This window comes from bacterium (assembly GCA_021371935.1).
In the GTDB taxonomy this organism is placed as follows: domain Bacteria; phylum Armatimonadota; class UBA5829; order UBA5829; family UBA5829; genus UBA5829.
This window is the reverse complement of sequence record JAJFVF010000019.1, coordinates 273325-296359: the sequence shown is the minus strand read 5'-3', so window position 1 is coordinate 296359 and position 23035 is coordinate 273325. Positions and strand designations below refer to the sequence as shown.

The window sequence follows — 23035 nt, the reverse complement described above, 5'->3', positions numbered from 1 at the left end:
TTCGTTTATTGTAATGACAGTCCCATATCTGCCAGTGCATTCACTGTGGACTCGTAGTCGGTGTGGAGTATTGTCGGTATTCCCAGCTTCCTGCCGACTTCCGCCAGCACCGGAGTGTCATCGATATAGACCACTTCTTCTTTGGGCACAAGCATCTGGTCCAGCGCAATGCGGTATATTGCAGGGTCGGGTTTTCTCAGACCTACGAAGCTCGATACAACGAACATATCGAAAAGCGACTCCAGATCGAATTTGTGAATTCGGTGCACTTGAAGTTCCCGCCCTTCATTGCTGACCATGACTGCCTTTAGGCCGTATTTGGTCTTGAGGCAGGAAAACAAGTGCATCATATCGGGCATCGGTTCGGACTCGGCGAACATGAAATCTTTATATTCATCACGCGTGAAATCCCGTTTGCAATAGAAGACGGTCATGTCGAGGTACTCGTCGAGTGTCAGGTCGCCGACCTCGTATATTGGCAGTGCGAACTCGTGCCGCTCATTTGATTCTTCATAATCGTAGCCAAACTTTTTGGCGGCTTTCTGGCGGGATATGTGTCCCCACCCCTTTGTGAGTATGACCCCGCCCAAATCCAGAAGAAGTGCCCTCACTGCCGACGCCATTACGCCACCTCTCTGTGCTCTTCATGCCGGCAGGTCTCTATCGCGGCGACCTTAGCCAATCTGCGCTTGAAACGTTCTTCACCCTTGAAATGCGCATTCAGAAACTCCTGAACCAAATCCCATGCCAGCGAGTAGCCCATTACCCTTCCGCCAAGGCAAATAACGTTCATATCATCATCCTCGACGCCCTGGTGGGCGGAGAATGCGTCCGTAATCAGCGCCGCGCGCACTCCATGTATCTTGCTGGCCGCAACAGATGCCCCAACTCCGCTTCCGCAGATGGCTATGCCGCGCTCGACTTCTCCTGAGGCTACGGCGTTTGCCATGGGGACTATATAGTCCGGGTAATCGTCTCCCGGAGAAAGGATAGTATTTCCGTAGTCGCGAACATCATAACCTGCGTCGCGCAAATCCTTGATGATCTGCTCTTTCAGATCGAATCCGCCATGGTCGGCAGCTACACCGATGCGCATATCTCTTCTCCCTTCTCCTGGCCGAGCACTTCCAGGGCGATGTTCCAGATGTTATCGACGGTAAAGCCGTATTCGCGCATAATGACCTCGCCGGGAGCAGATGCCCCGAAGCGGTCGACTCCAAATACGGCTCCGCCGTCTCCGACATACTTGTTCCAGCCTATCGGGCTGCCGGCTTCCACGGCAAGCCGGGCTTTGATATACGGCGGCAGCACTGCCTGGCGATATTCCTCGGGCTGCTGGTCGAAGAGTTCCCAACTCGGCATGGATACCACTCTGGCCTGAATTTCCTGGCTTGCGAGTTTCTTTTGCACTTCCAACACCAGGCTCACTTCCGACCCGGAGGCAATCAGTATGATATCGGGTTTGCCATCCGGCGCATCAGAGAGTATATATGCCCCTTTGGTAAGCTGGTCTGCCGAAGCGTATTGACTCCTGTCGATAGTAGGCACTTCCTGCCGGGTCAGGATCAGTGCGACCGGACCGTCCTTATGCTCGACCGCGACTTTCCATGCCTGGGCGGTCTCATTGGCGTCGGCAGGGCGGATAACTATCATGTTGGGAATTGCGCGCAGAGCGAGTATGTGTTCAACCGGCTCATGAGTAGGTCCGTCTTCACCGAGTGCGATGCTGTCGTGCGTGAACACATATATCACTTCGGCCTTCATCAGCGCGGCCAGTCTGATTGCGGGCTTCATATAGTCTGAGAACACCAGGAAAGTGGCGCCGTAGGGTATGAAACCTCCATGTTCGGACAGCCCGTTCAAAATGGCCGCCATGGCGTGTTCCCGTATGCCGAACCAGAGGTTTCGGGAAGCATAATCCCATCCCGGACCCACGGAACCCTGCTTATCTGCTGGAACGTCAGTTGGACTTTCAAAATCCCCAAGCTCAGGCAGTGCCGTATGAGTGGATGGGTTGAGGTCTGCCGAGCCCCCGATTATGGCCGGTATCTTTGCTGCCAGCGCATCCAGCGTCTTGCCGGAAGCGACCCGTGTGGCCATACCCTCCGGGTCTGCAGGAAAGTCAGGGATGGCTTTGTCCCAGCCGTCGGGAAGAATCTCCTGTACTCTCTGCTCGAACTCTTTCGCAAAATCAGGAAATGCCTTCGCATAATCAGCAAAGCGTTTTTTCCATTCTGTCTCCGCTTCTCTACCCGTGTCCACGGCTTCCCTGAAATGCATAACTGCCTCGGCGGGAACTATGAATGGCGGATCTATCGGCCATCCGAGATTTTCCTTGGTCAGTTTCACCTCTTCCTGTCCCAGAGGCGAACCATGCGCATGCCATGTGTCCTGCTTGTGCGGCGATCCATAACCTATATGCGTTCTTGCAATGATAAGTGAAGGCCGCTGAGTCTCTGCTTGAGCTGCGCGCAGAGCAGAATCGACTTCATCCAGATCGTTGCCGTCGTCGATGTTCTGAACGTGCCATCCGTATGACTCGAAGCGTTTTGCCACATCTTCGGTGAATGTCATATCCGTTGCAGCCGACAGCGTGATATGGTTGTTGTCGTACAAATATATCAATTTGCCCAGGTTAAGATGACCTGCAATAGAGGCAGCTTCTGAGGATATGCCCTCCATGAGGTCTCCATCGCCCACAATCGCGTATGTGTAGTGGTCAATCAGCTTATAATCAGGCTTGTTATAGGTTGCCGCAAGGTTGGCCTCTGCTATTGCCAAGCCAACACCGCTTGCAAACCCCTGGCCCAGCGGCCCGGTGGTGATGGATATGCCGGGGATCAACTGGTGCTCAGGGTGTCCGGCGGTTTTGCTGCCCCATTGCCTGAAGTGCTCCAGCTCTTCGAGCGGCAGGTCATAACCGGTCAGATAGAGCAGGCTATAGAGCAGCATCGAGCCGTGTCCGGCGGACAGCACGAACCTGTCACGGTCTATCCACATAGGATCTTTGGGATTGTGCTTGAGAAACTTCGTCCACAAAACATATGCCATTGCCGCCGCGCCCATAGGCATGCCCGGATGTCCGCTGTTGGCACGCTCGACGGCATCGACGGAGAGAAACCTGATCGTGTTGATGCACAACTGGTCGATATCTTTTTGCATGTTTTGCTGTCCTTTCTACAATCAAGCTGCTTTTGGGGCTCGTCTGCCCGAAGCAAGTATGGATATTTCAGGAACCAGATATTTGTATACCTTTAGCTTGATCATGTCCTGAATAAGGAATGAGCCGAATGTGAATCCCCATATGAAACCGGCGAGTGCCCAGTTTATGTTGGGCATAAAGATTCCGTAGACCGATATCAGCGTTGCAATTACGTTGGTGCCCATTACGAGGGCGAGAAATATCCCGGATGGAGCGATAGACCACCATGGTCCACGGGTGCGCGAAGCGAATATGGTCCAATGGCCGCCGATGGAGAGGTTCAGATATATGAATGTCTGAAGGTGACGCACGTCCAGATCGAAGACGTTTATTGCCATCCACAAGAGACTGAACGACACGCACAGACGGAATATTCCGAGCATCGTGGATACCAGCAGGACTCGCGGCATATTCCAGCGTTCCGGCTTTTTCGATGGCGTTGTGTTGTCGAATGCAATCCCGAGGATGCCGCCGTCGTTGAGAATGGTCAGAATGATGATCTGAATCGTCGTGACGGGAAAGAGATTGAATACCAATATAGACAGTGTTATGAAAAACAGCAGTCCTATCGTCTCGGCGATTCGGTAGATGGTGTATGCGTTCATTCGATTGAATGTCTTCCGGCTTTCTTCGATGGCATCGACTATCACGGATAATCCCGATTTCATAAGCACCAATGCGGCAGCGGCACGTGCGGCATCGGTCGCACCGCTGACTGCAATTCCAGCGTCAGCTTTTTTGAGCGCCGGAGCGTCATTGACGCCGTCTCCGGTCATTCCTGTTATATGCTCACCCTGCTGCAAGGATGAGACTATGGTGAATTTGTGCTGCGGAAACACCTGTGCAAATCCGTCGGCAGCTTCGATCTCCGCAATAAGTTTCGTCTGGTCTTTCTCAGTATCCAGAATAGAAGCGTCGAGTATGTTGGTGCCAAGTCCGAGATTGTGTGCTGTTTCCTTTGCTATGGCGACCTGGTCACCCGTCACCATCTTGGCGCGCACCCCCAACTCTGCAGCTTTCGCAAGCATGTCCTTGGAGTCCGGGCGCGGAGGGTCTGACAACGACAACACACCGAGGAACTTCCAGCCGCCGTTATCTGCTCTGGCAACTCCGAGTGACTTGAACCCACGCGCAGCGAAGCCGTCCACTGCGTTTTGCACTTTGTCGGCTATTTTGTCCTTATCGGCGACCAGATCAAGGATCACTTGAGCCGCTCCCTTTGTGACCTTGAAATCAGAGCCGTCGGGGCCTTTGATTTCTGCTTCGGTGCGTTTGTGCACCGGGTCGAATGGAGTCCAGTGCTCAACCTGATAACCTTTTACGCTGTCCTTATCTTTGAGCCCCGCAATAACGGCAAGGTCTATTGCGTCCTGATCCTCTTCCCGCGAGGCGAGTGCTCCGGCAAGAACTACACTCTCTTCGTCCGCAGACTCGATAAGCGCTATGTCGCCGAGTGCAAGCTGGTTCATGGTGAGCGTGCCGGTCTTGTCCGAGCACAGCACGTCGATGCCTGCCATTTCTTCAACACTCGAGAGCTTTGTAACGATTGCCGACTCCTTCGCGAGGCATCTTGCTCCGATAGCCATTGTCACCGACAAAACTGTCGGCATTGCGGCGGGAATTCCTCCCACGATCAAAACCAGCAGGAATTGTAGAGTATCCAGCACTGGTTCGTGACGGAAGAGCGAAACGAAGAACACCACGACTGCCAGCCCGACTGCGATCAGGATGAGATAGTCGCCGACTTTCATGACGGCTTTTTGATAATGGCTTTCCGTGCGTGCTTCGGCGACCAATTGCGCCGTCTTTCCAAAGAATGTGTTGACGCCGGTGGAGGTAATAACAGCCTCTGCCTCGCCTTTTTTGACTATCGATCCCGAGAATATCACCTTGCCGGATGCTTTGTCGACCGGCAGTGACTCACCGGTAAGTGTCGATTGGTCCACACTTATAGGGTCGCCTTCGAGCAGCTTCGCATCGGCTGGGACTATATCACCCATGCGCAGGCGGATGATATCGCCCGGCACGAGTGTTCTCGCCTCCACCTCTTGCCAGTTGCCGTCCCGTTTTGCTCGCGCCTTGAGTGCCAATTTTGCCTTGAGCGCGGAAACTTCATTGCCCGCTTGAAACTCCTCCCAAAATCCCACAAGTGCATTGGCCGCAAGCAGGAAACAAATAAGTCCGAAGTCTGTCCAATGCTGAAGTATTGCGGAAAGAATAGCTGCGATCTCGATCATCCATGGTATCGGACCCCAGAAATAAGAGAGGAATGTCAGTATGGGATTTTCCTTTTTTTCGGGCAGCTCATTGTATCCATATTGCCCTATTCGGCTCTGAGCTTCGGATGACGAAATGCCATCTGAAGATGTTTTCAACTGGCTGTATACGTCATCAAGAGAGGTATTTTCTAGTTTGTCGATCGAGTCTTTGTTCATCTGGGCATCTGTTGTCATGGGCAAGCAACTCCTAGTCTATTAGTCAATTTAGCGGAAAATGAATTATGTTGATCGCAACACAGGAGTTCTGATTTGCTTACTCTTTGCCAGATTGTGGGACATTCAAACGCTGAACCATTGGGGGTAATGAGATTGTGCAACTGGGTATGTACGTCATCGTTCGACCCACAAAGACTTATCTCGGGAGTGAAAACAGATGAACAAAAGATATTTCGTCCGCCAGGGTGCCGGTCCTATTTTGACTGTCAATAACATTCCCTGCGAGGCAAATGCAGTGCTGAACCCGGGTGTGGCAGAGAATGACGGTGATGTCGTTCTGCTCCTGAGAATAGAGAGCAAGAATGCAATGTCTCACATTCGTGTTGCAAGGAGCCATAACGGTGTCGACAGTTGGGAGTTTGCCGATCAACCTATTTTGGCGCCTGCTCTGCCGGGCTATCCTCATGAAGAATGGGGCTGCGAAGACTCGCGTGTTACAAAGATCGCCGCAGACGAATGGGTGATTGCATACACGGCCTACTCGCGCCATGGCGCCACTGTTTCACTTGCCACCACATCCGATTTCGATCAAGTCAATCGATTGGGTCCTGCTTTTATTCCGACGAACAAAGACGCGGCGGTATTTCCCAAAAAGATAGGCAACAGGTATTATATGCTCCACCGTCCCGATATCGGAGGAAAGGAAGACATCTACTATACATCGACTTCCAAACACCTTGTAGACTGGACTGATCCCGGCCTGTTGATGGAGAACAGAGGTGGCCCATACTGGGACAGTGAGCGAATCGGTGCCGGCTGTCCCCCTATAGAAACGCAGTATGGTTGGTTACTTATATACCACGGAACTAAGGCTATGGGCAGCAAATCGATATACCGTCTGGGTGTGGCACTGCTCGACAAGGCCGATCCGACAAAGGTCATCGCTCGTGGAGACGATTGGATATTTGCCCCTGAGGCGGACTACGAGTTCAAGGGCTTGATGCCGGGAGTGGTGTTTACTTGCGGCGCGCTCGTGCGAGGAGATGAGATATGGATGTATTATGGCGCCGCAGATACCTGCGTTGGACTTGCTGTCGGTAAAATCGATGAAATTTTCAAGCTTGTCACCTGAACGGGCACATCGGGATTGATATCTTCGGTCCGTCGCTTATTTTTGAAGTGTTCGCAGACAGTTTTCAGCTTGGCTGAATGCCGCATGAGAATTGGTTTCTGAGCGTGAAGACGGATGTACCAGAATGACCATCTTAAAAACTGCACCTGCACGCCACGCATGATCCAGAGGCACAATCAGATCCACTGCTCCGATGAATAGATATCCACATCGAAGTGCCACGGCTGAAGCAAAACGAGCGGAAAGCATACAAAAGTCTTGTCTCTCCGCTCGCACATATGCCGGTATCAACACAGTCCGACTTAATGTAATTGTTTCCTAAATTGATTGATCTCTAGCTTTCCCAGAATTCCTTTAGAAATGCAGCACCATTGGATACTGCGGCATCCATGATTACTTTACCGGTCTGGGCTGAGGCCAGTGTTGGATCGCCATATACACCATTTTTACTGTCCTGCAGATACCAACTCGTCCAGACCACTTTCTGGTGGCCCAGGAAATTGTCTCCCGCCACAAAATCGGAGTGATATCGCATGATGTCTTCGTTTGTAGCTTTGGACATGTCCACAACCTCAGGGCTGATATACAGTGCGAGCGATGTTTCCCATTCGCATGCATGAATTGCGCCTCCGGGACCGGATTTCCTGACTGCATTGAACTCATCCTTGGACATAACGGCAGGATTTATTATCGATATAGCCATATCGCATGCATCACAAAGCTCACGCGATACAGTGTTTAACGGGCCGCTGTGATGACCGTGGCAGTCCAGCAGTGCAATCTTGGTGAAACCCATATCGAAAAGCGATTTGCATATGTCGAAGATCATATCCATAAACACCCGTGAACGAACAACCACTGTCCCCGGCCAGTTTTTCATGATCTTCATCGAGTAGCCGTATCTGACCGTGTCCATAACAAGAACGGGCATATCCGGCGACAAAGCCTCGGCAAGAGCATTGCCGTATGCTTCAGCAATCCGTGCATCCGTATCGACAGGTAGATGCGGACCATGCTCCTCTGTGGTTCCAACAGGCAGAATCACGAGTGACTTTTTGTCCACATGCTCCTGGATTTGAACCCAAGACTGGTCTCTAAACAAGTATGACATTTCAAAACTCCCCTCTATGGCAACTGCTCGTAATGCAGTCCCTGTATATATTTTGAAGCCTCTTTCATAACCGAGGCGTAGTTTCCATAGCATCCGGCAACATGGTGGATGTACGGACCCATCATAAACGCTCTCTCCCAAGCAGGCCAGTCCGTCACTTCCATCCATACATACGTGTTGAGAGTCGGCGGACCCTCCACGCTGTGACCCTGCCCGCAGATAGCGCCGTATTCTCCCCTGTCGCCGTCGAACCGTAAAATGGTTATCGGGCCCTCTTTCATCTCCCAGTGACATGAGCCCGGCGCCTGACCCGGCAGGATCCAGTGCGAACCTATAGATGCAGGCTTGTCGGGATGCTTTAGGCTCTCAGGGAAATTGCAGTGCCATATCAGCACGGCGTTGTCGTTTTGAGGATGGCGGACAGTCAGGTCGGCAAGAAACACCGGCTCCGTATCAAACGATGCGGCCTGAAGCATAACCGAGCTGATCGCGCCGTGAATATCCGATTCGCAAGCCGCAGGCACTCCCGTGTCCGTCACCATAGCGCACGAGTATTCGATCATGCACCCGAGGGCATCACAGATAGACATAAACGACTGAACCGATATCGCATCCAGCCCATATTTTTCCGCTATCGCAAGCATAGCATCCCGCACGGCGTATATATTTATGATCTGATCGATAGAATCGAAATCGTCGAAGCTCAGTTGCTTTTTTCCATCGGTTTTTTCGATCTCTTCGATATATCGATCTCGATCTCTGCCAGCAAGCTCCTCCACATCCTTGATGAAGTCCACCATATCTATGGGCAAAATTTCGATACCATAGCGTTCCAAAAGCTCGCTCTCATTGATGATTGTTGTCCAGAAAAAGTCGATGCGCCCGCCTATCTGTCCGATGCGCATGCCCTTCATCTTTCGCACCACATTCGCCGCGCGCGTAAAGTTGTCCACACCATCGCGGAATATATCATCATCCGGGCTGCAGTTCTCGATGTATGTGAACCTCACCCCCAGCTTTCGCAGTACCTTGCTTGTGGCAAACATACCGCACAGAGTGTCGCGTAGCCTCCTGCCGTCGGGCATAGGGGCTTCATCCCTGGGTCCCCAGAGCAGAGTCGGCACATTCAGGTCGCGCGCAATAACCGCCGCAGCCCCTTCGGTGCCGAAATTGCAGTGCGGGATAAAGAGCGCGTCGATATTCTTTTGCTTCAGGTATTCTACAACCGGCCTCACATCGTTCTGTGACCTGACCATGCCGTCGGCTATCGCATCATCAACCCCGACAAAATCGACATTCCATAACTTGAGCTTGTTTTCTATGATCGCCTTATATTTGAGCGCGTCTTCATGGCTGAAAACGAACTTGCCTATCGGGCAAAGCCCCAGCAGCGGTTTCTTGCGTTTCATATCGACTCACCTTTTCTTTCGGGCAGCTTTTGCCAGGTCGATGTGGCAGCCGATTTCTCTGCGGCGGAAAGCATGTGATGCAGATGCAGACCGCGCTCGAATGACGGCTCGGCGTGCCGGCCATTTGCAATCGAATCCAAAAAGCTATACAGACAGTGCATATGACCCCTGATCCAGCCTATCGAAAACTTAGGTCCGGGAAAGCCTGCGGGTTTTTCGTATTTCTGAACAGTCGCGATCCTGCGCCAGCCGCGCTCGCCGCCCAGTGGAGCCTCGGGATCATCCAAACTGTAGAAGTCCAGATAGTTCGGGTCCATCAAGTTAAATCTGAGAGCACCCTTGTCTCCGTGAATCTCGAACCTCAATTCGTCCTCTGCGCCTGTAGCTATCTTCGTGGCTTCGATAGTGCCGACGGCTCCTTTTTTGAGTTTTACAATCATCAGCGCCTGATCTTCAGCCTCAATTGAGACCATTCGTCCGCTTCCATCCGGCCTTTCGGGATATAGAATGCGCGAGTGCGCGAAGATATCGGTCGTAGGTCCGATCAAATGGTCCATCAGGTCAAGAATGTGCGAGCCGAGGTCGCGCAGCACCCCTCCCCCTTCGGACTTCAACTGCTTCCAGCCCATAGGCTTTGACGGGTCCACACTCCCCGAATGCATATATGCCGCGCGAAAACTGACGATATTGCCCAGATATCCGTCATCTATCATCTGCTTTGCGCGCAGGGTCGCCGGATAGAACCTGTATTGCAGTGTGATCTGGGCGACGGCATGATAATCAGCCAGCGCATCGGCTATGAACCCTGCATCTTCATCACTGACGATGAGGGGCTTGTCACAATATATATGCTTGCCCGCTTTCATCGCAGCCAGCAGTTGATCGACGTGCTGACTGTTGGGCGAGCAGATGTTGATTATCTGAATGTCATCACGCTCAATAAGTTCATGCCAGTCGGATGTGCCGAACTCAAAACCACCCTGTTCTGCTGCCGCCTTTGCCGTGGAATCCTTGGATGTAGCGACCCCTACAAGCCTTGTCTTCAGCGGAACGGGATTATAGAAGAGAGGTATGTTCAAATACCCATACGTGTGCACCTTGCCGATAAACCCGAACCCGATGACCCCGACACCTAAACTCTCCACTATCGATCCTCTCTATCCGTATATCAGTTTATTGAGTAAGCTATAACGCTCGTATACTTCACTATAGCGATTAAGCAAATCTGCATTCGGCCTGAATATTTCCGACGGTCGATACCATGCATTCGACGCCTCTTTTATAGACTTGAATCGGCCAATACCAGCGGCAGCCATCATAGCCGCGCCCAGCGATGCCGCCTCCGCGCATTTTGGCCGTTCGACCTCGATAGCGAGCATGTCCGCTTTCATCTGAAGCCATGCGCCGCTGTTCGCCGCCCCCCCCAATGAGCGTATGCTCTGCACCCTTCCGATATCACTCAAAAGCTCCCGCAAAAGGCAGCAGCATGACTCCATGATCGCCCTGGATATGTGATCGCGCGTGTGCCCGAGAGTCAGACCGATAAACGCGCCCTTTGCGTTGGGATTTGACGCCATACCATTGAAATGCGGCAGGACGGTCAGGCCATCGCACCCTATGGGAATATCAACTATCCCCCTCAGAAACTCTTCGTAGCTCTCTTCGGACGAGCATATGTCACGAAACCATTTTAGAATGATCGCGGAAGTGTTTGTGAACCGCATAGCGTAATACAGACCCTCCGCCGGGTGACGACCAATACAGGAACCTCCGTCGCTCAGAGGCTGTTCGGTGGTCACTATCACAGCCAGTGAAGTGCCCGTAGTCTCAGTAGCTATCCCAGGCTCCACGTTGCCCGCTCCCAGAGCGCCGGCTATCTGATCGTTCGCACCGACACATACCGGCACGCCATACCTTACACCGAGCGCTTCGGCAGCCTCTGCATTAAGCTCTCCCGCCACAGAGCCGGGTGCGAGCACATCGGGCAGTCGAGACTCGTCTATTCCCGCCGCATCCAGCATCCCGGCATCCCAGACGCCTTGGCTCATATCGAACAGGCCGCCCATCGAGGCTGTGACCGAATCTGTGGCGGCACGCCCCGTCATTTTGTATATCAGATAATCGGGTATCCATAAGAATCCGGCTGCTTTGCGCGCTTCCGGCATATTGCGCATCAGCCATGCGATCTTGAACACGGACAGGTCGCGCGGCGCGTCAGGAAAGCCGCTTATACGCTTGAGATATTCAGGCGAAAGCCGGTCCGAAAACCACTCATCGGCGATACCATCCGCACGTTTGTCAACCCACACTACTGCGTCATATGACGGCTTACCGTTTGCGTCCACCGGCACAAAAGTCTGTGCCTGCGAACTGAACCCTATTGCCGCAATTTGCGACGGATCGGTGCCTGACTGTTCAATAACCGTGCGAGAGCCTTCGACTGCCGCCTGCCAGTACGTGTCGGCATGCTGCTGTGCCCAATGCGGCTTGGGCGATCTGAACGAGTATTCGGACGCATGCAGAGCCAGCAGAGAGCCGTCATCGGCAAAGAGCGCGGTCTTGAGAGCCGTGGTGCCTATATCGAATGTCAGAAAAGTTCGTTTATCAGTAGCCAAACTCTTTCTCTACTTCAGCGATTGCTTCTTCTATAATATCCATCCCCTTGGTGGCTATGTCAATCCCCATTACAATCGGCGGCGACATTCGCAGAATATGGCCTGCCGGAACCCATGCCAGCCCCTTGCGAAATGCCTTTTGGTAGACCAGCTTGCCTGCCTCAAGAAACGGCTCCTTGGTCTCGCGGTCTTTGACCAGTTCCACACCCAAAAGGCAACCCTTTCCGCGCACATCGCCCACTATGGGGTGTGACTGCTTGATTTGGCGCATGCGTTTGTCGAAATATTCACCGAGCATACTCGAGTTTTCAAGCAGGTTTTCTTCTTCTATAACTTCGAGACTTGCCAACGCAGCCGCACATGCCATGGGGTTGCCGCCGTAACTGGTGGATGCGGATATCTTGTTTATGCTCTCCTTGTAACGCTCGGAGACCAGCATACCGGTCACTGGAAAGCCATTGCCGAAACCCTTGCCGACAGTGGTGACATCCGGCCTGGTGTCGTAGTGCTCCATGCAGAAGTATTTTCCGGTCCTGCCCATCGAAGTCAGCACCTCATCCGCCATCAACAGGATGCTCCTGTCATCACAAAACTTACGCAGTTTCGGAAAGAAATCCTCCGGCGGGAATATAGACCCGGCCCAGCCCTGAACAGGTTCGAGCACAAATGCCGCGATGTTGCCGGTGGTCGCGTAATCGATGAAATCCGCATAGAAATTGATATATGCGTCCGTGTCTATGGAGCCGTCGGGTTTCTTGAACATCGGCCTGTATGGATACGGTCTTGGAACCATGTAGAAGCCTTGGCTTCTGCCCACACCGTTGGTCTGGTTCATCTTGCCGCAGCTCACCGCATGACCGGTTTTGCCGTGGAAATCCATGAAACATGAGATGAACTCGGACTTGCCTGTTGCGGCTCTGCATACTCGCAGTCCGGCCTCGACAGCCGTGGTACCGCTGTCATATAGCTGAATGCCCGTCAAATCCCATGGCTGGACCTCGGCCAGCTTTTCAAGCAGCGCCACCTTTATCGGAGTATTGAAATCGTGGCAGTTCATGAGGTTCTTTGCATGAAAAGCGATAGCCTCACTGATCTTCGGATGGCAATGGCCGAGAGTAGTGACATATATGCCGCTGGAAAAGTCTATATAGGTGTTGCCGTCAACATCCGTCAAGGTTACGCCATGCCCTTTCTCGAAGACAACCGGGCACAGTATTACCTGACTTGAATATCCAATCATATGAGCCATGCCTCGCTTATTCAGTTCACATGACTTTTTGCCTGGAATAGTCTCGGATACGATATTCGGCACAGCGCCTGGTTCCACCTTTGCCCAATTACTCTTATGCATGGCCAACCCCCGATGTTCGTTATGTGTGCGGTATAGTGTTTATTATGTTATTATGATATCTCCTCAGCAGTGTTCTGTCAATCCTGTCGAACGTGTTTGTGCGTGAATTTCACTTGACAGCATGCGCGATTGAATGTAGACTGAAATATGTAAATCGAACAAGGTCCGATTATATGAACTCATCTGTCACAGACGTATCCACCAGACAAATTGAAATAATAAACAAGCTCCAGGACTGCGGCTCAGTCAGTGTAAAGGATCTGGCGCGTGATTTTGCGGTTTCTGAGATGACAATACGGCGTGACCTGGCTCGACTTCAAAACCGGGGACTGCTGCAAAGGACTCACGGCGGCGGTGCACCAGCCGGAAAGCTTAAATTTCTTCAAAATGCACTCCTGCACTACACCGCATCAGTGACCAAATCAGCCATTGGTGAGCTTGCAGCAAGCCTCGTATCGCCTGGTGAAACCATTATGGTTGACTCAGGATCGACAACACTTGAAGTGGCAAGACATCTGCCAAAAAGTCTTGGCTTAACAATTGCGACAACTTCATTGTGCGTGGCGCAGGAATTATATGGCTCGCCTATACAGGTAATGGTATTGGGAGGAATCCTTCGCAGCGATTTCCCAGGGCTAATCGGACCCATAACCGATAGCATTCTGAGTAATTTGCATGTAAACACGCTTTTTATCGGCTGTGATGGTGCGGACAGCCAAAACGGCTTTTATATGTCCGATCTCAACGCATCCGGCCAGGAGAGAGCGATGATCCGAGTGGCTGATAGAGTAATCCTTGTGACTGAGAGCACAAAGTTCAAGCGCTGTACATTCGCAAGGTTTGCCGCTCCGTATGAAATAGATACCATCATCACAGACCCAGGCATATCCCAAACAGACAAAGCAAACCTCGAGGAAGCCGGGGTAAAGGTTTTGATCGCGAACACCACACAAAGCTAGCACATACTCTGCAATTAACAACTGGCGAGATACAGTGGCAAGTACCCAAGGCACTCAATAATTTTTGGAAGGATAAGTTCCCCAGAAGAGGGTTGGTGCTTCTGTAACATTGAAATGATTGACACGTAAATATCCTCATCTCTGACCTCACACCACACGCTGCAAGTTTCAGTTATCATTTCTCCGGCAATCATACATTGATGGAAGCCTTATATTTACTTATCAGCGCTCTCATTCTCTGTTTGCCGTTTGCCTATGGCTGGCTGATCCAGGTCGGTCAGTTCAGGCATAGACGCAGGTGGATCTCCGCAGCATCGGGCGCATCCATAGCTTATATCTTCGTTCACATTCTTCCTGAGCTTAGCGAACAGCAGGCAGCATATGCCGAAGCAACCGGCAGAAGTGCATTCTTCTCGGAAGTCCACGTCTACCTGGCAGCACTGGTCGGATTTATCTTTTTTTTTGGCCTATACACTATGGCGGTTTCTTCCAGAACCGCAGAGCACAAAACAGACCGTACGCACCATGGCGGCAACCTGGCTTACCGGCTGCACATAATAGCAATGGCGCTCAATGTTGCGCTAATTAGTTACCTGCTTGTCGACTGGAATAAAAGCCCGCGTTCTCTCTTCTTCTACACACTTGCTATGGCTTTCCATTTGCTCGTATACGATCACACTCTCAGAAATGAGTATGGAAGCCTTTATGATCACCAGGGTCGGTGGCTCCTGATGACATCAGTATTTGTCGGCTGGGTATGCGGCCTGACGATATCTCTGCCTGAGCAAGTTGTCGGAGCAATGGTAGGTTTTGTATCTGGAGGAGTGACTATCAACGGCATAAGGGATGAACTTCCCAGGTCAGGTGAAGGCAGACTCGCACCATTTGCGTTGGGAGCCGCTGTCTATTCGCTGTTACTAATGCTGTGAGGTGAACAATGGAAGGACATTTGTTTTACTGTCAAAGGGCACTCTTTGTCTTTATTGAGACAAGCTTGGTGCTTTTTGCAGCCGGACTGATCGGCTATATGATTGGGCACATTGTCAGCGGTCGTGTCGGGGAGCGTTCTCAAATCGGTGCAGTCCAGGCTTCCATACTGGGTTTATTGGCTTTAATGATGGGGTTTACATTCGCTGCTGCATCAGCCCGATACGATGCTCGCAGGATTCTGGCGGTCGAAGAAGCAAATGCCCTTGGAACCACGTTCTTGCGTGCACAGACTCTGCCCGAACCATATAGGACGAGAACATCACAAATGATCCGTAAATATGTCGACCTGCGCCTTCAATCGATTTCGGTAATAAACAATCCAAAGGCTCTTGCGCGTGTGAAAAGCAAGACAGAAAGACTGCAGCAAGATATGTGGGCACAGGCTGCTGCGGCGGCAAGGCGCTATCCCAATCCAATTACCGCCATATTCCTCCAGACTTTAAACGAATCCATTGACCTCTATTCTGCCCGAGTTGCCGCATTCAGAAACCGTGTCCCGGATAGTGTATTGTGGATACTTGCATTCATAGCAATAGCCGGGCTGGCTATCACAGGCTATAGTTTTGGGCTTTCAGGACAACGGGATTGGATTGTTTTAGGCCTCGTTTCGGTACTGGTGGCGGCGGTAATAATAATGATCGTGGATTTGGATCGGCCTCAAACAGGGCCTACGAAGGTAAGCCAGCAGAGTATGATTGATCTCCGCGACAGCCTATCCGGGTTCGAGGCACACAGTCGCGAGGTGAAGTAGACGCAAGCGGTACAAGACCACAAAGGAGGACGAGTCAGTTGGCAAAACAATTCAATGGAATCATTAATCTCGACATCAGGGACTCAAAACCCGATTGGGAGCCGTATCAGCCTCCAATGGCGAAAGAAGGCGCTCCCAACGTGCTCTACATTGTCTGGGACGACACAGGCATTGCCGCATGGGATATTTTCGGCGGCCTAATCGAAATGCCCAATATGAAGCGTATTGCGGACAAAGGACTGCGGTATTCAAACTGGCATACAACAGCGCTTTGTTCCCCAACCAGATCGTGTCTCATGACCGGTCGCAACGCAACGATGAACGGTATGTCCTGTATCACTGAAGCCTCAAGCGGATATCCAGGCTCATGTGGGGTCATTCCTCCCGAAAACGGCACAATCGCTGAGATACTGCAGCAGAACGGCTATGGCACGTTCTGTGTGGGCAAGTGGCACCTGACCCCTGAGACCGAGTCCAACATGGCCGGCTCAAAGCGCACCTGGCCGACAGGACGTGGGTTCGAGCGCTTTTACGGCTTCCTGGGAGGCGAGACCAATCAGTGGTATCCCGAACTCACATTCGATAACCACTTCGTCGACCAGCCGTACAAGCCGGAGCAGGGCTATCACTTGTCGAAGGACCTGGTGGACAAGTCGATACGGTTCATTCAGGATTCCAAGCAGATTGCGCCGGAGAAACCATGGCTGATGTATCTCTCATTCGGAGCCAACCATGCGCCGCACCATACGCCAAATGAATGGGTTGACAAATATAAGGGCAAGTTCGATATGGGCTACGAGAAATATCGAGAAATGGTCCTCGAGAACATGAAGAAAATGGGGACTGTGCCGCAGGATACTGAAATCTCCCAGATTAATCCCTGGCCATGGCCAGAGGTCATATCCGATGCCGACCAGGTGCTCCCATGGGATTCACTATCTGACGATCAAAAGAAGCTCTTTACTCGAATGGCAGAAGTCTATGCGGGGTTCTCCAGCTACACTGACCATGAACTCGGGCGCTTGCTGGACTATCTAGAGGCGTCCGGCCAAATGGAGAACACGCTGATAGTGGCAGTTTCAGACAACGGCGCCAGTGGTGAGGGGACACCGAACGGTTCCGTTAACGAAAACAAGTTCTTCAACGGTTGGCCTGACGATCTTCAGGAAAACCTCGAAAAGATCGACGAGCTGGGCAGCCCGAATACTTACAATCATTATCCCACCGGATGGGCATGGGCATTCAATGCTCCATACAAGATGTTCAAACGCTACACTCTTGAGGGCGGCATTGCCGATCCATGCATTATCTGTTGGCCAAAATCTATGTCGAGTGTCTCAGGCCAGGTTCGCGATCAGTATCACCATGCCATTGATATCGTGCCGACGATACTGGACTGCCTTGGAATAGAGTCGCCTGAGTTTATAAAGGGATATCAGCAGTCGCCTATTCAGGGCGTGAGTATGCGATATACATTCGACAAGCCGGAAGCCGAAAGCACCAGACATACACAGTTCTACTCAATGCTCGGCACACGCGCAATCTATCACAATGGCTGGAAAGCTGTTGCCAGACACGGTGCCATTTCGGGCAAGGGCCACTTTATGGATGATAAGTGGGAACTCTATAATGTGAAGGAAGACCGGTCCGAGGTTCATGATCTTGCGGACCAGGAGCCGGAAAAGCTCAAGGAGTTGATAGCCACATGGTTTGCGGTCGCCGGCAGAAACAACGGTTTTCCTCTGGATGATCGCACTCCTGTTGAGGTGCTTGGCGAGCAGCGGCCAGAACTATCCGCGCCGCGTAACAGTTATATCTACTACTCTGATACAAGTCCTGTGCCTGAGGGCGTCGCTCCGAATATACGAAACCGCTCATATTCGATCCTGGCGAATGTGGAGATCGACACATCGGAAGCCGAGGGTGTGATTTTCGCCATGGGCAGCCGTTTTGGCGGTCATACGCTTTTTGTGAAAGACAGCAAGCTTTGCTATGTCTATAACTTCCTCGGCATAGAGGAACAACAGGTCATCTCTTCCAGGGACATAACTACCGGCAAGCACGTACTTGGCGCAGAATTCACCAAAGAGAAAGAGGAACCGAAAGGTGTCGCCAACGGCACTACTCGACTCTACATCGACGATGATGTCGTCGCGGAAGCAAAGATGCGCACTCAGCCGGGCAAATTCGGTCTGACAGGTGGGTTCGTCATCGGACGCAGCACTGCGGATGCTGTAAGCCGTGAGATCAGTGCGCCGTTCGAGTTCCATGGCGGCACGATCAAACGGGTTTCCATCAATCTCAGCGGCGAGCACTACGTAGATGAAGAAGCCGAAGCACGTTCGATGCTTGCCAGAGAATAGCAGTCGTACATGGCCGCCGGACGGCTTGATGTCGTCCGGCCCGCCATGAGGAATGAGGGAGATATGCTTCCTGGAGTGCGTTCAAAGTGGCTGACTACATTAGCCTTTTTTATCTGTCTGACTAATCAGTCCAATTTGCATGCCAGTGAAGGCGGCACGAGTAACTACCTTCCCGGTTTCCAGGACGTCATGACCGGCATTTTGCCGCCTCCGGGAACCTACCTGAAGCAGTATTTCACATACTACGCGGGAAACGTATCACGTATGGTGGCGGAAGGGCGGATTCAGGCTAACGCAAAACTCAGAACTCCACTCAGCCTATCCGCGCTCAGCCATGTCACCAAGACGAAAGTTCTGGGGTCGAACTATGCGTTTGCTGCCGTAATTCCAGTGCTTAAGGCCCGTCTGTCCGCCACAATAGAATCACCGCCACCCGTAAGAAACTTCGATAAGAGCATGATTGGATTTGGCGACATAGTGCTTGCCCCGATAGTGCTCGGATGGCATAACGGGCGATCTCATAAACTGGCTCAGTTTGTAGTATATGTGCCGAGCGGCAACTACAATGTCGAAAGGCTGGTCAATTCGGGCTTGAACCGCTGGGCGATCGAGTTCGATTACTGGTACACATTTCTTGATCCGAAGACAGGCGTTGAAATAGACCTTGCCCCGGGTTACACTATTCCGTTTCGCAACCCGGATACGGATTACACAAGCGGTCAGGAACTGCACGTGGACTATGCCGCGCTAAAACGTTTTCCTAATAAACTTGGAGCTGGACTGACTGGTTATGCACTATGGCAGACAACGCCAGACAGCGGACCAGGAGCCAGACTGGGAGGTTTCAAAGGCAGAACATTTGGGATAGGACCGCTCATCACATATGACGCACAAGCTGGAAATACGACAATAACCCTAATCGGCAAGTTTATAACCGAGCTTGACACTCAGCACAGATTTGAAGGTAACTCGGGATGGCTGGAGTTGGCGCTCACTTTGTAACGAATGAAAACTCGGGGGATCGCATGTGGAACTGAGTAAGGTGTTTATCTTCTTCTTTATAACTCTTGGTCCGATCAAGCTCATTGTACCGTTCACAAACCTTACCACGAATGCTGATCCATCTCTTCGTCGTGCCATCGCATTCAGCACATTCAGGCTGTCGACACTTATAGTTGTCATTCTAGCCCTGATAGCAAATCGTCTGACTGCCAGTTGGGGGATATCGCAGAACGCAGTTGCCATAACTGGAGGGCTTGTGCTGTTTCTGTGGGGACTTGAAAGTATTCACACACTGCGTCGACCCACAAAGCCGCCGGCACCACCAGAGGAACCGGGGCTGAGCCTGTCGGTCTTTCCACTCACACTGCCGCATTCCATCACGCCTGCTGGAATTGCGGCAATTATGTATTTCACTATGACAGCACGCGATTGGGCGGGTATCGGAATTATTATCGCAATCCTGATCGGGGTTATGGTTCTTAACCTTGTTGCTATGCTCACTGCAGACAAAATTCTAAAATCGCTTGGCGGCGCAGTGACTCTCGCTGTTGTCGGTGTTGTATTGTATCTATTTCAGACAGCACTCGCAGTTGATGTGCTCATAACAGCGTTTGAGAGACTGGGGTTGTTCAAATGAAACGTCCAGACACACTTAGCTCGTTTCACGTAATGGCAAAGCCGACCGGAGCGGACTGCAACCTCCGCTGCGACTACTGCTTCTTTCTCAAAAAAGCCGGGCTTTATCCAGGGAGCACACTGAGAATGACGGATGAAGTGATGGAGACCTACATCCGCCAGACAATCGAGGCGCATAACGCTCCTGCAGTAACCATTGCATGGCAGGGTGGTGAGCCGACCATGATGGGCTTGGATTTCTTCAAGCGTGCGATTGAGGTGGAGAAAAGATATCTCAAGCCTGGGATGCAAGTTGAAAATACCATGCAGACCAATGGAGTTCTGATTGATGAGCAATGGTGCTCTTTTCTGCGCGAGAACAACTTCCTGGTGGGTCTTAGTCTTGATGGTCCCAAGAAGCTTCATGATGCTTATCGTAGAGACCGTTCGGGCAATTCTGTTTATGACCGTGTGATTCGGGCGGCAAAACTTATGCGGACACACGATGTGCAATTCAACATCCTCTGCACAGTCAACGCAGTGAACAGCATGCATCCACTGGAAGTCTACAAATTCTTTCGGGACGAACTTCAAGCGCCATATCTGCAGTTTATTCCTATTGTCGAAAGGGACAATGATACCGGATTCCAGGATGGAGACCGCGTCACCGACAGGTCGGTGCATCCAGCACAATACGGCCGGTTTCTCATCGAGATATTCGACGAGTGGGTGCGCAGAGACGTGGGAAAGATGTTTGTAATTTTCTTCGATGGTGTGCTTGCGTCCTGGGTTCGAGGATATTCGACACTGTGTGTATTGCGTCCAACCTGCGGTGACAGTGTCGTGCTGGAGCACAACGGCGACGTGTACTCGTGCGATCATTTCGTCGAGCCGGAGCACTTGCTTGGCAATATCACCGAGACGCCTATCGACCAACTGGTCCTTGGTGAAAGGCAGAGGTGGTTCGGCTCGGCCAAGTTCAATGCCCTGCCTGAATACTGCCGCGAGTGCAAGTATCTGTTTACTTGTTATGGCGAATGCCCGAAGAACCGCATCTCCGATTCAGGCATCAACTATTTATGCGAAGGACTGAAAGCATTTTTCAGCCACACTGAAAAGCCCATGCGCATTATGGCAGAACTGATTAGAAGCGGGCGTTTTGCAGACGAGGTGATGCAGGTTTTGAGCGATAATTCAACTCGTTAAGCCGAAAGGAGATACGCGCAATGAGTGAGACACCGGAAAATAATGAGGCTAATGCCGACCATCTCGCTCAGGAACGAACTGATCTTGCGCTTCAACGCACCGTCATCGCTGCCGACAGGACTCTGATGGCTTGGATCAGAACCTCGATCTCTCTGATCGGGTTCGGTTTCACCATCTTCAAGTTTTTCGACTACCTTCGCCAAGCCGAGGGCTTCCACTACACTATGAGAGCACAGGCTCCCCGGCATCTCGGGCTGGCACTTATCGCTCTCGGGACGATCGCACTGGTGCTGGCCGTCGGCCAGCACTGGCATTTCCTCAAGAAGATCGGGGCTGCTGAGCGAATCAACACTTGGTCTCTGGCTGTCATAACGGCTCTACTATTGACGCTCATAGGCGTGTTCGCATTCATCAACGTGCTCCTGCGGACTGGACCGTTTTAGTATCATTCAAAAAGTAAATCTCCGTCCCATGCTTGCCGGGATACACGTTGCTGTTGACAGCATACCCGCATAAAAAGTAAACTGATTTATCCGACAGTTGTATTGATCGGTATACAGTTTACAAGTGGTAAGTTGCAACGATGGGTGAACGAATTGTCAGACACCACGCTCAAACGGGCAAGAATAGCGTTGATTTCTCTGAATATCGAAAGAAACTATGCCCTGGCGCTGTATTACCTAAAGTTATATGCCTTGCAGGACCCGGACCTCAGAGACAGACTGAACATAAACATAATCGAGATGGGAGTCCGCATAAGTCCCGTGCTTGCCGCATTGAGGATTGCTCTCACCAGACCGAGCATCGCAGGCTTTTCATGCAACATATGGAACATCCGGCGCACGCTGGAGACGATACGAATCCTTAAACGGCTTCTGCCAAAAGTCGTTGTCATCATCGGCGGCCAGGAGATCACGAACTCAGAGATCGATTACCTCAAAGAACATCCCGAAGTCGATATCTGCGTGGATGGAGAAGGAGAAGAGACTTTTCGACGCCTGCTCCGGTCTTATATATTTGACGATATGTCGAGCTTGGATGACATCCCGGCAATTTCGTTTCGTAAAGGTGACAGGCAAGTATCCAATCCACCCGGTATGCTCATCGACAATCTCGACTCGATACCCTCACCATATCTTGCTCATGAGATCAGGATAGGCAAGCACAATCACCTGGGAATCATGATCGAGACATCCAGAGGGTGCCGTTTCAGATGCACTTTTTGTTTTGAGGGCAAAAAATATGCTGGCGTCCGCTATTTTTCCATTTCGAGGGTCGAAAAAGAGATAGCAGATGCAGTGAAAAACGGCGTCAGACATTTCCATTTCCTCGACCCGATTGTCGGCAACAACGATATCTCACGGCTCGAGCAGATCAGTAATATTCTCTCGAAACATGTGGCAGGCTGCGGAAAGTACACGTGTTCCGTGGAGATATATGCAGAGCTTATCAATGATAAGAATGTCGGCCTGCTGAAGCATTTCACTCTATTCGACGTTGGCTTGCAGAGCATCAACCCGTCAGCGCTTACAGCAATTAACCGCACATTTGTGCGTGACCGCTTTATCAACGGTGTCAGACTTCTGCAGGCTCTCAACAAACATGTGAGCGTATATTTGCTGCTGGGGCTTGCGGGTGACAACTTTTTCTCGTTTCTCGAAGGGGTTCGCTTCGTATATTCGCTCAATGTCGACAAGCTCTTTATCAATTTGCTGTGTGTGCTCAACGGCACCCAGTTACGCACCGATGCCGCACGTCTAGGCATAACTTATATGCAGGATCCGCCGTATTTCGTGTTGAAAAATGACACTTTCAGCGAAGCCGAGCTTGCCATGGCAAAAGTCTTTGCCGAAACGATCACCAAAGAACACGGCGCGACCGCAATGACCTGACA

19 protein-coding genes are annotated in these 23035 nt (G+C 51.5%); 10 read left to right on the top strand and 9 right to left on the bottom strand.

Translation table 11 applies throughout. The features are described from left to right. Positions 1-5 precede the first annotated feature (5 nt). From LLG46_13795 to LLG46_13780, 4 genes are read right to left on the bottom strand one after another with little or no spacing between them, the layout of a single operon-like run. On the bottom strand, positions 6-623 hold the full coding sequence (locus LLG46_13795; protein ID MCE5324368.1) for an HAD-IA family hydrolase: 618 nt from the start codon (positions 621-623) through the stop codon (positions 6-8). After that, positions 623-1096 carry an RpiB/LacA/LacB family sugar-phosphate isomerase gene (locus LLG46_13790; protein MCE5324367.1) on the bottom strand — a complete coding sequence of 158 codons (474 nt, stop codon included), beginning with the start codon at positions 1094-1096 and terminating at the stop codon, positions 623-625. The genes LLG46_13795 and LLG46_13790 overlap by 1 nt, the downstream gene beginning before the upstream one ends. Next, on the bottom strand, positions 1081-3162 hold the full coding sequence (gene tkt, locus LLG46_13785) for a transketolase (protein ID MCE5324366.1): 2082 nt from the start codon (positions 3160-3162) through the stop codon (positions 1081-1083). Before tkt ends, LLG46_13790 begins: the two co-directional genes overlap by 16 nt. 21 nt (positions 3163-3183) lie before the next feature. Then, entirely contained in the window at positions 3184-5637 is a 2454-nt protein-coding gene (locus LLG46_13780) for a plasma-membrane proton-efflux P-type ATPase (protein MCE5324365.1), read from the bottom strand. Between the two features lie 217 nt (positions 5638-5854). On the opposite strand from LLG46_13780, the gene LLG46_13775 reads away from it, so the two are divergent. Further along, positions 5855-6769, top strand: a complete 915-nt coding sequence (locus tag LLG46_13775; GenBank protein MCE5324364.1) for a glycosidase — start codon at positions 5855-5857, stop codon at positions 6767-6769. A 334-nt stretch (positions 6770-7103) separates the two neighbouring features. Here LLG46_13775 and LLG46_13770 read toward each other — a convergent pair whose 3' ends face one another. Genes LLG46_13770 through LLG46_13750 form a run of 5 tightly spaced genes read right to left on the bottom strand, consistent with a single transcriptional unit; the run spans position 7104 to position 13255 of the window. Next, positions 7104-7880: a creatininase family protein gene (locus LLG46_13770; GenBank protein MCE5324363.1), complete on the bottom strand. Its 777-nt coding sequence runs from the start codon at positions 7878-7880 to the stop codon at positions 7104-7106. A 14-nt stretch (positions 7881-7894) separates the two neighbouring features. Continuing rightward, positions 7895-9289, bottom strand: coding sequence for a fucose isomerase (locus tag LLG46_13765; protein MCE5324362.1), 1395 nt, complete (start codon positions 9287-9289; stop codon positions 7895-7897). Then, positions 9286-10434 carry a Gfo/Idh/MocA family oxidoreductase gene (locus LLG46_13760; protein ID MCE5324361.1) on the bottom strand — a complete coding sequence of 383 codons (1149 nt, stop codon included), beginning with the start codon at positions 10432-10434 and terminating at the stop codon, positions 9286-9288. Before LLG46_13760 ends, LLG46_13765 begins: the two co-directional genes overlap by 4 nt. 12 nt (positions 10435-10446) lie before the next feature. Next, positions 10447-11904, bottom strand: coding sequence for a hypothetical protein (locus tag LLG46_13755; GenBank protein ID MCE5324360.1), 1458 nt, complete (start codon positions 11902-11904; stop codon positions 10447-10449). Continuing rightward, positions 11894-13255: an aspartate aminotransferase family protein gene (locus LLG46_13750; GenBank protein MCE5324359.1), complete on the bottom strand. Its 1362-nt coding sequence runs from the start codon at positions 13253-13255 to the stop codon at positions 11894-11896. Before LLG46_13750 ends, LLG46_13755 begins: the two co-directional genes overlap by 11 nt. A gap of 173 nt (positions 13256-13428) precedes the next feature. Between LLG46_13750 and LLG46_13745 the strand changes: the two genes are divergently transcribed. From LLG46_13745 to LLG46_13705, 9 genes are all read left to right on the top strand, one after another. After that, positions 13429-14214 carry a DeoR/GlpR family DNA-binding transcription regulator gene (locus LLG46_13745; protein MCE5324358.1) on the top strand — a complete coding sequence of 262 codons (786 nt, stop codon included), beginning with the start codon at positions 13429-13431 and terminating at the stop codon, positions 14212-14214. A 200-nt stretch (positions 14215-14414) separates the two neighbouring features. Further along, positions 14415-15143: a hypothetical protein gene (locus LLG46_13740; GenBank protein ID MCE5324357.1), complete on the top strand. Its 729-nt coding sequence runs from the start codon at positions 14415-14417 to the stop codon at positions 15141-15143. Positions 15144-15151: 8 nt separating this feature from the next. Then, entirely contained in the window at positions 15152-15955 is an 804-nt protein-coding gene (locus tag LLG46_13735) for a hypothetical protein (protein MCE5324356.1), read from the top strand. A gap of 38 nt (positions 15956-15993) precedes the next feature. After that, a complete protein-coding gene (locus tag LLG46_13730) occupies positions 15994-18318 on the top strand; it encodes an arylsulfatase (protein ID MCE5324355.1) in 2325 nt (774 codons plus the stop codon). A gap of 63 nt (positions 18319-18381) precedes the next feature. Continuing rightward, positions 18382-19320, top strand: a complete 939-nt coding sequence (locus LLG46_13725; protein MCE5324354.1) for a transporter — start codon at positions 18382-18384, stop codon at positions 19318-19320. Positions 19321-19345: 25 nt separating this feature from the next. Then, on the top strand, positions 19346-19957 hold the full coding sequence (locus tag LLG46_13720; protein ID MCE5324353.1) for a MarC family protein: 612 nt from the start codon (positions 19346-19348) through the stop codon (positions 19955-19957). Continuing rightward, positions 19954-21141, top strand: a complete 1188-nt coding sequence (locus LLG46_13715) for an anaerobic sulfatase maturase (GenBank protein MCE5324352.1) — start codon at positions 19954-19956, stop codon at positions 21139-21141. The genes LLG46_13720 and LLG46_13715 overlap by 4 nt, the downstream gene beginning before the upstream one ends. Before the next feature lie 20 nt (positions 21142-21161). Then, positions 21162-21584, top strand: coding sequence for a DUF202 domain-containing protein (locus tag LLG46_13710; protein MCE5324351.1), 423 nt, complete (start codon positions 21162-21164; stop codon positions 21582-21584). Positions 21585-21737: 153 nt separating this feature from the next. Beyond that, positions 21738-23033, top strand: a complete 1296-nt coding sequence (locus tag LLG46_13705; GenBank protein ID MCE5324350.1) for a radical SAM protein — start codon at positions 21738-21740, stop codon at positions 23031-23033. Positions 23034-23035 lie beyond the last annotated feature (2 nt).

Excerpts from the sequence above, each read along its gene's own strand:
- LLG46_13775 (MCE5324364.1), top strand. The coding sequence starts at position 5,855 with ATGAACAAAAGATATTTCGTCCGCCAGGGTGCCGGTCCTATTTTGACT.
- LLG46_13740 (MCE5324357.1), top strand. The coding sequence starts at position 14,415 with ATGGAAGCCTTATATTTACTTATCAGCGCTCTCATTCTCTGTTTGCCG.
- LLG46_13750 (MCE5324359.1), bottom strand. The coding sequence starts at position 13,255 with ATGCATAAGAGTAATTGGGCAAAGGTGGAACCAGGCGCTGTGCCGAAT.
- LLG46_13795 (MCE5324368.1), bottom strand. The coding sequence starts at position 623 with ATGGCGTCGGCAGTGAGGGCACTTCTTCTGGATTTGGGCGGGGTCATA.
- LLG46_13735 (MCE5324356.1), top strand. The coding sequence starts at position 15,152 with ATGGAAGGACATTTGTTTTACTGTCAAAGGGCACTCTTTGTCTTTATT.
- LLG46_13765 (MCE5324362.1), bottom strand. The coding sequence starts at position 9,289 with ATGAAACGCAAGAAACCGCTGCTGGGGCTTTGCCCGATAGGCAAGTTC.
- LLG46_13725 (MCE5324354.1), top strand. The coding sequence starts at position 18,382 with ATGCTTCCTGGAGTGCGTTCAAAGTGGCTGACTACATTAGCCTTTTTT.
- LLG46_13710 (MCE5324351.1), top strand. The coding sequence starts at position 21,162 with ATGAGTGAGACACCGGAAAATAATGAGGCTAATGCCGACCATCTCGCT.
- LLG46_13790 (MCE5324367.1), bottom strand. The coding sequence starts at position 1,096 with ATGCGCATCGGTGTAGCTGCCGACCATGGCGGATTCGATCTGAAAGAG.
- LLG46_13770 (MCE5324363.1), bottom strand. The coding sequence starts at position 7,880 with ATGTCATACTTGTTTAGAGACCAGTCTTGGGTTCAAATCCAGGAGCAT.
- LLG46_13745 (MCE5324358.1), top strand. The coding sequence starts at position 13,429 with ATGAACTCATCTGTCACAGACGTATCCACCAGACAAATTGAAATAATA.
- LLG46_13780 (MCE5324365.1), bottom strand. The coding sequence starts at position 5,637 with ATGAACAAAGACTCGATCGACAAACTAGAAAATACCTCTCTTGATGAC.
- LLG46_13715 (MCE5324352.1), top strand. The coding sequence starts at position 19,954 with ATGAAACGTCCAGACACACTTAGCTCGTTTCACGTAATGGCAAAGCCG.
- tkt (MCE5324366.1), bottom strand. The coding sequence starts at position 3,162 with ATGCAAAAAGATATCGACCAGTTGTGCATCAACACGATCAGGTTTCTC.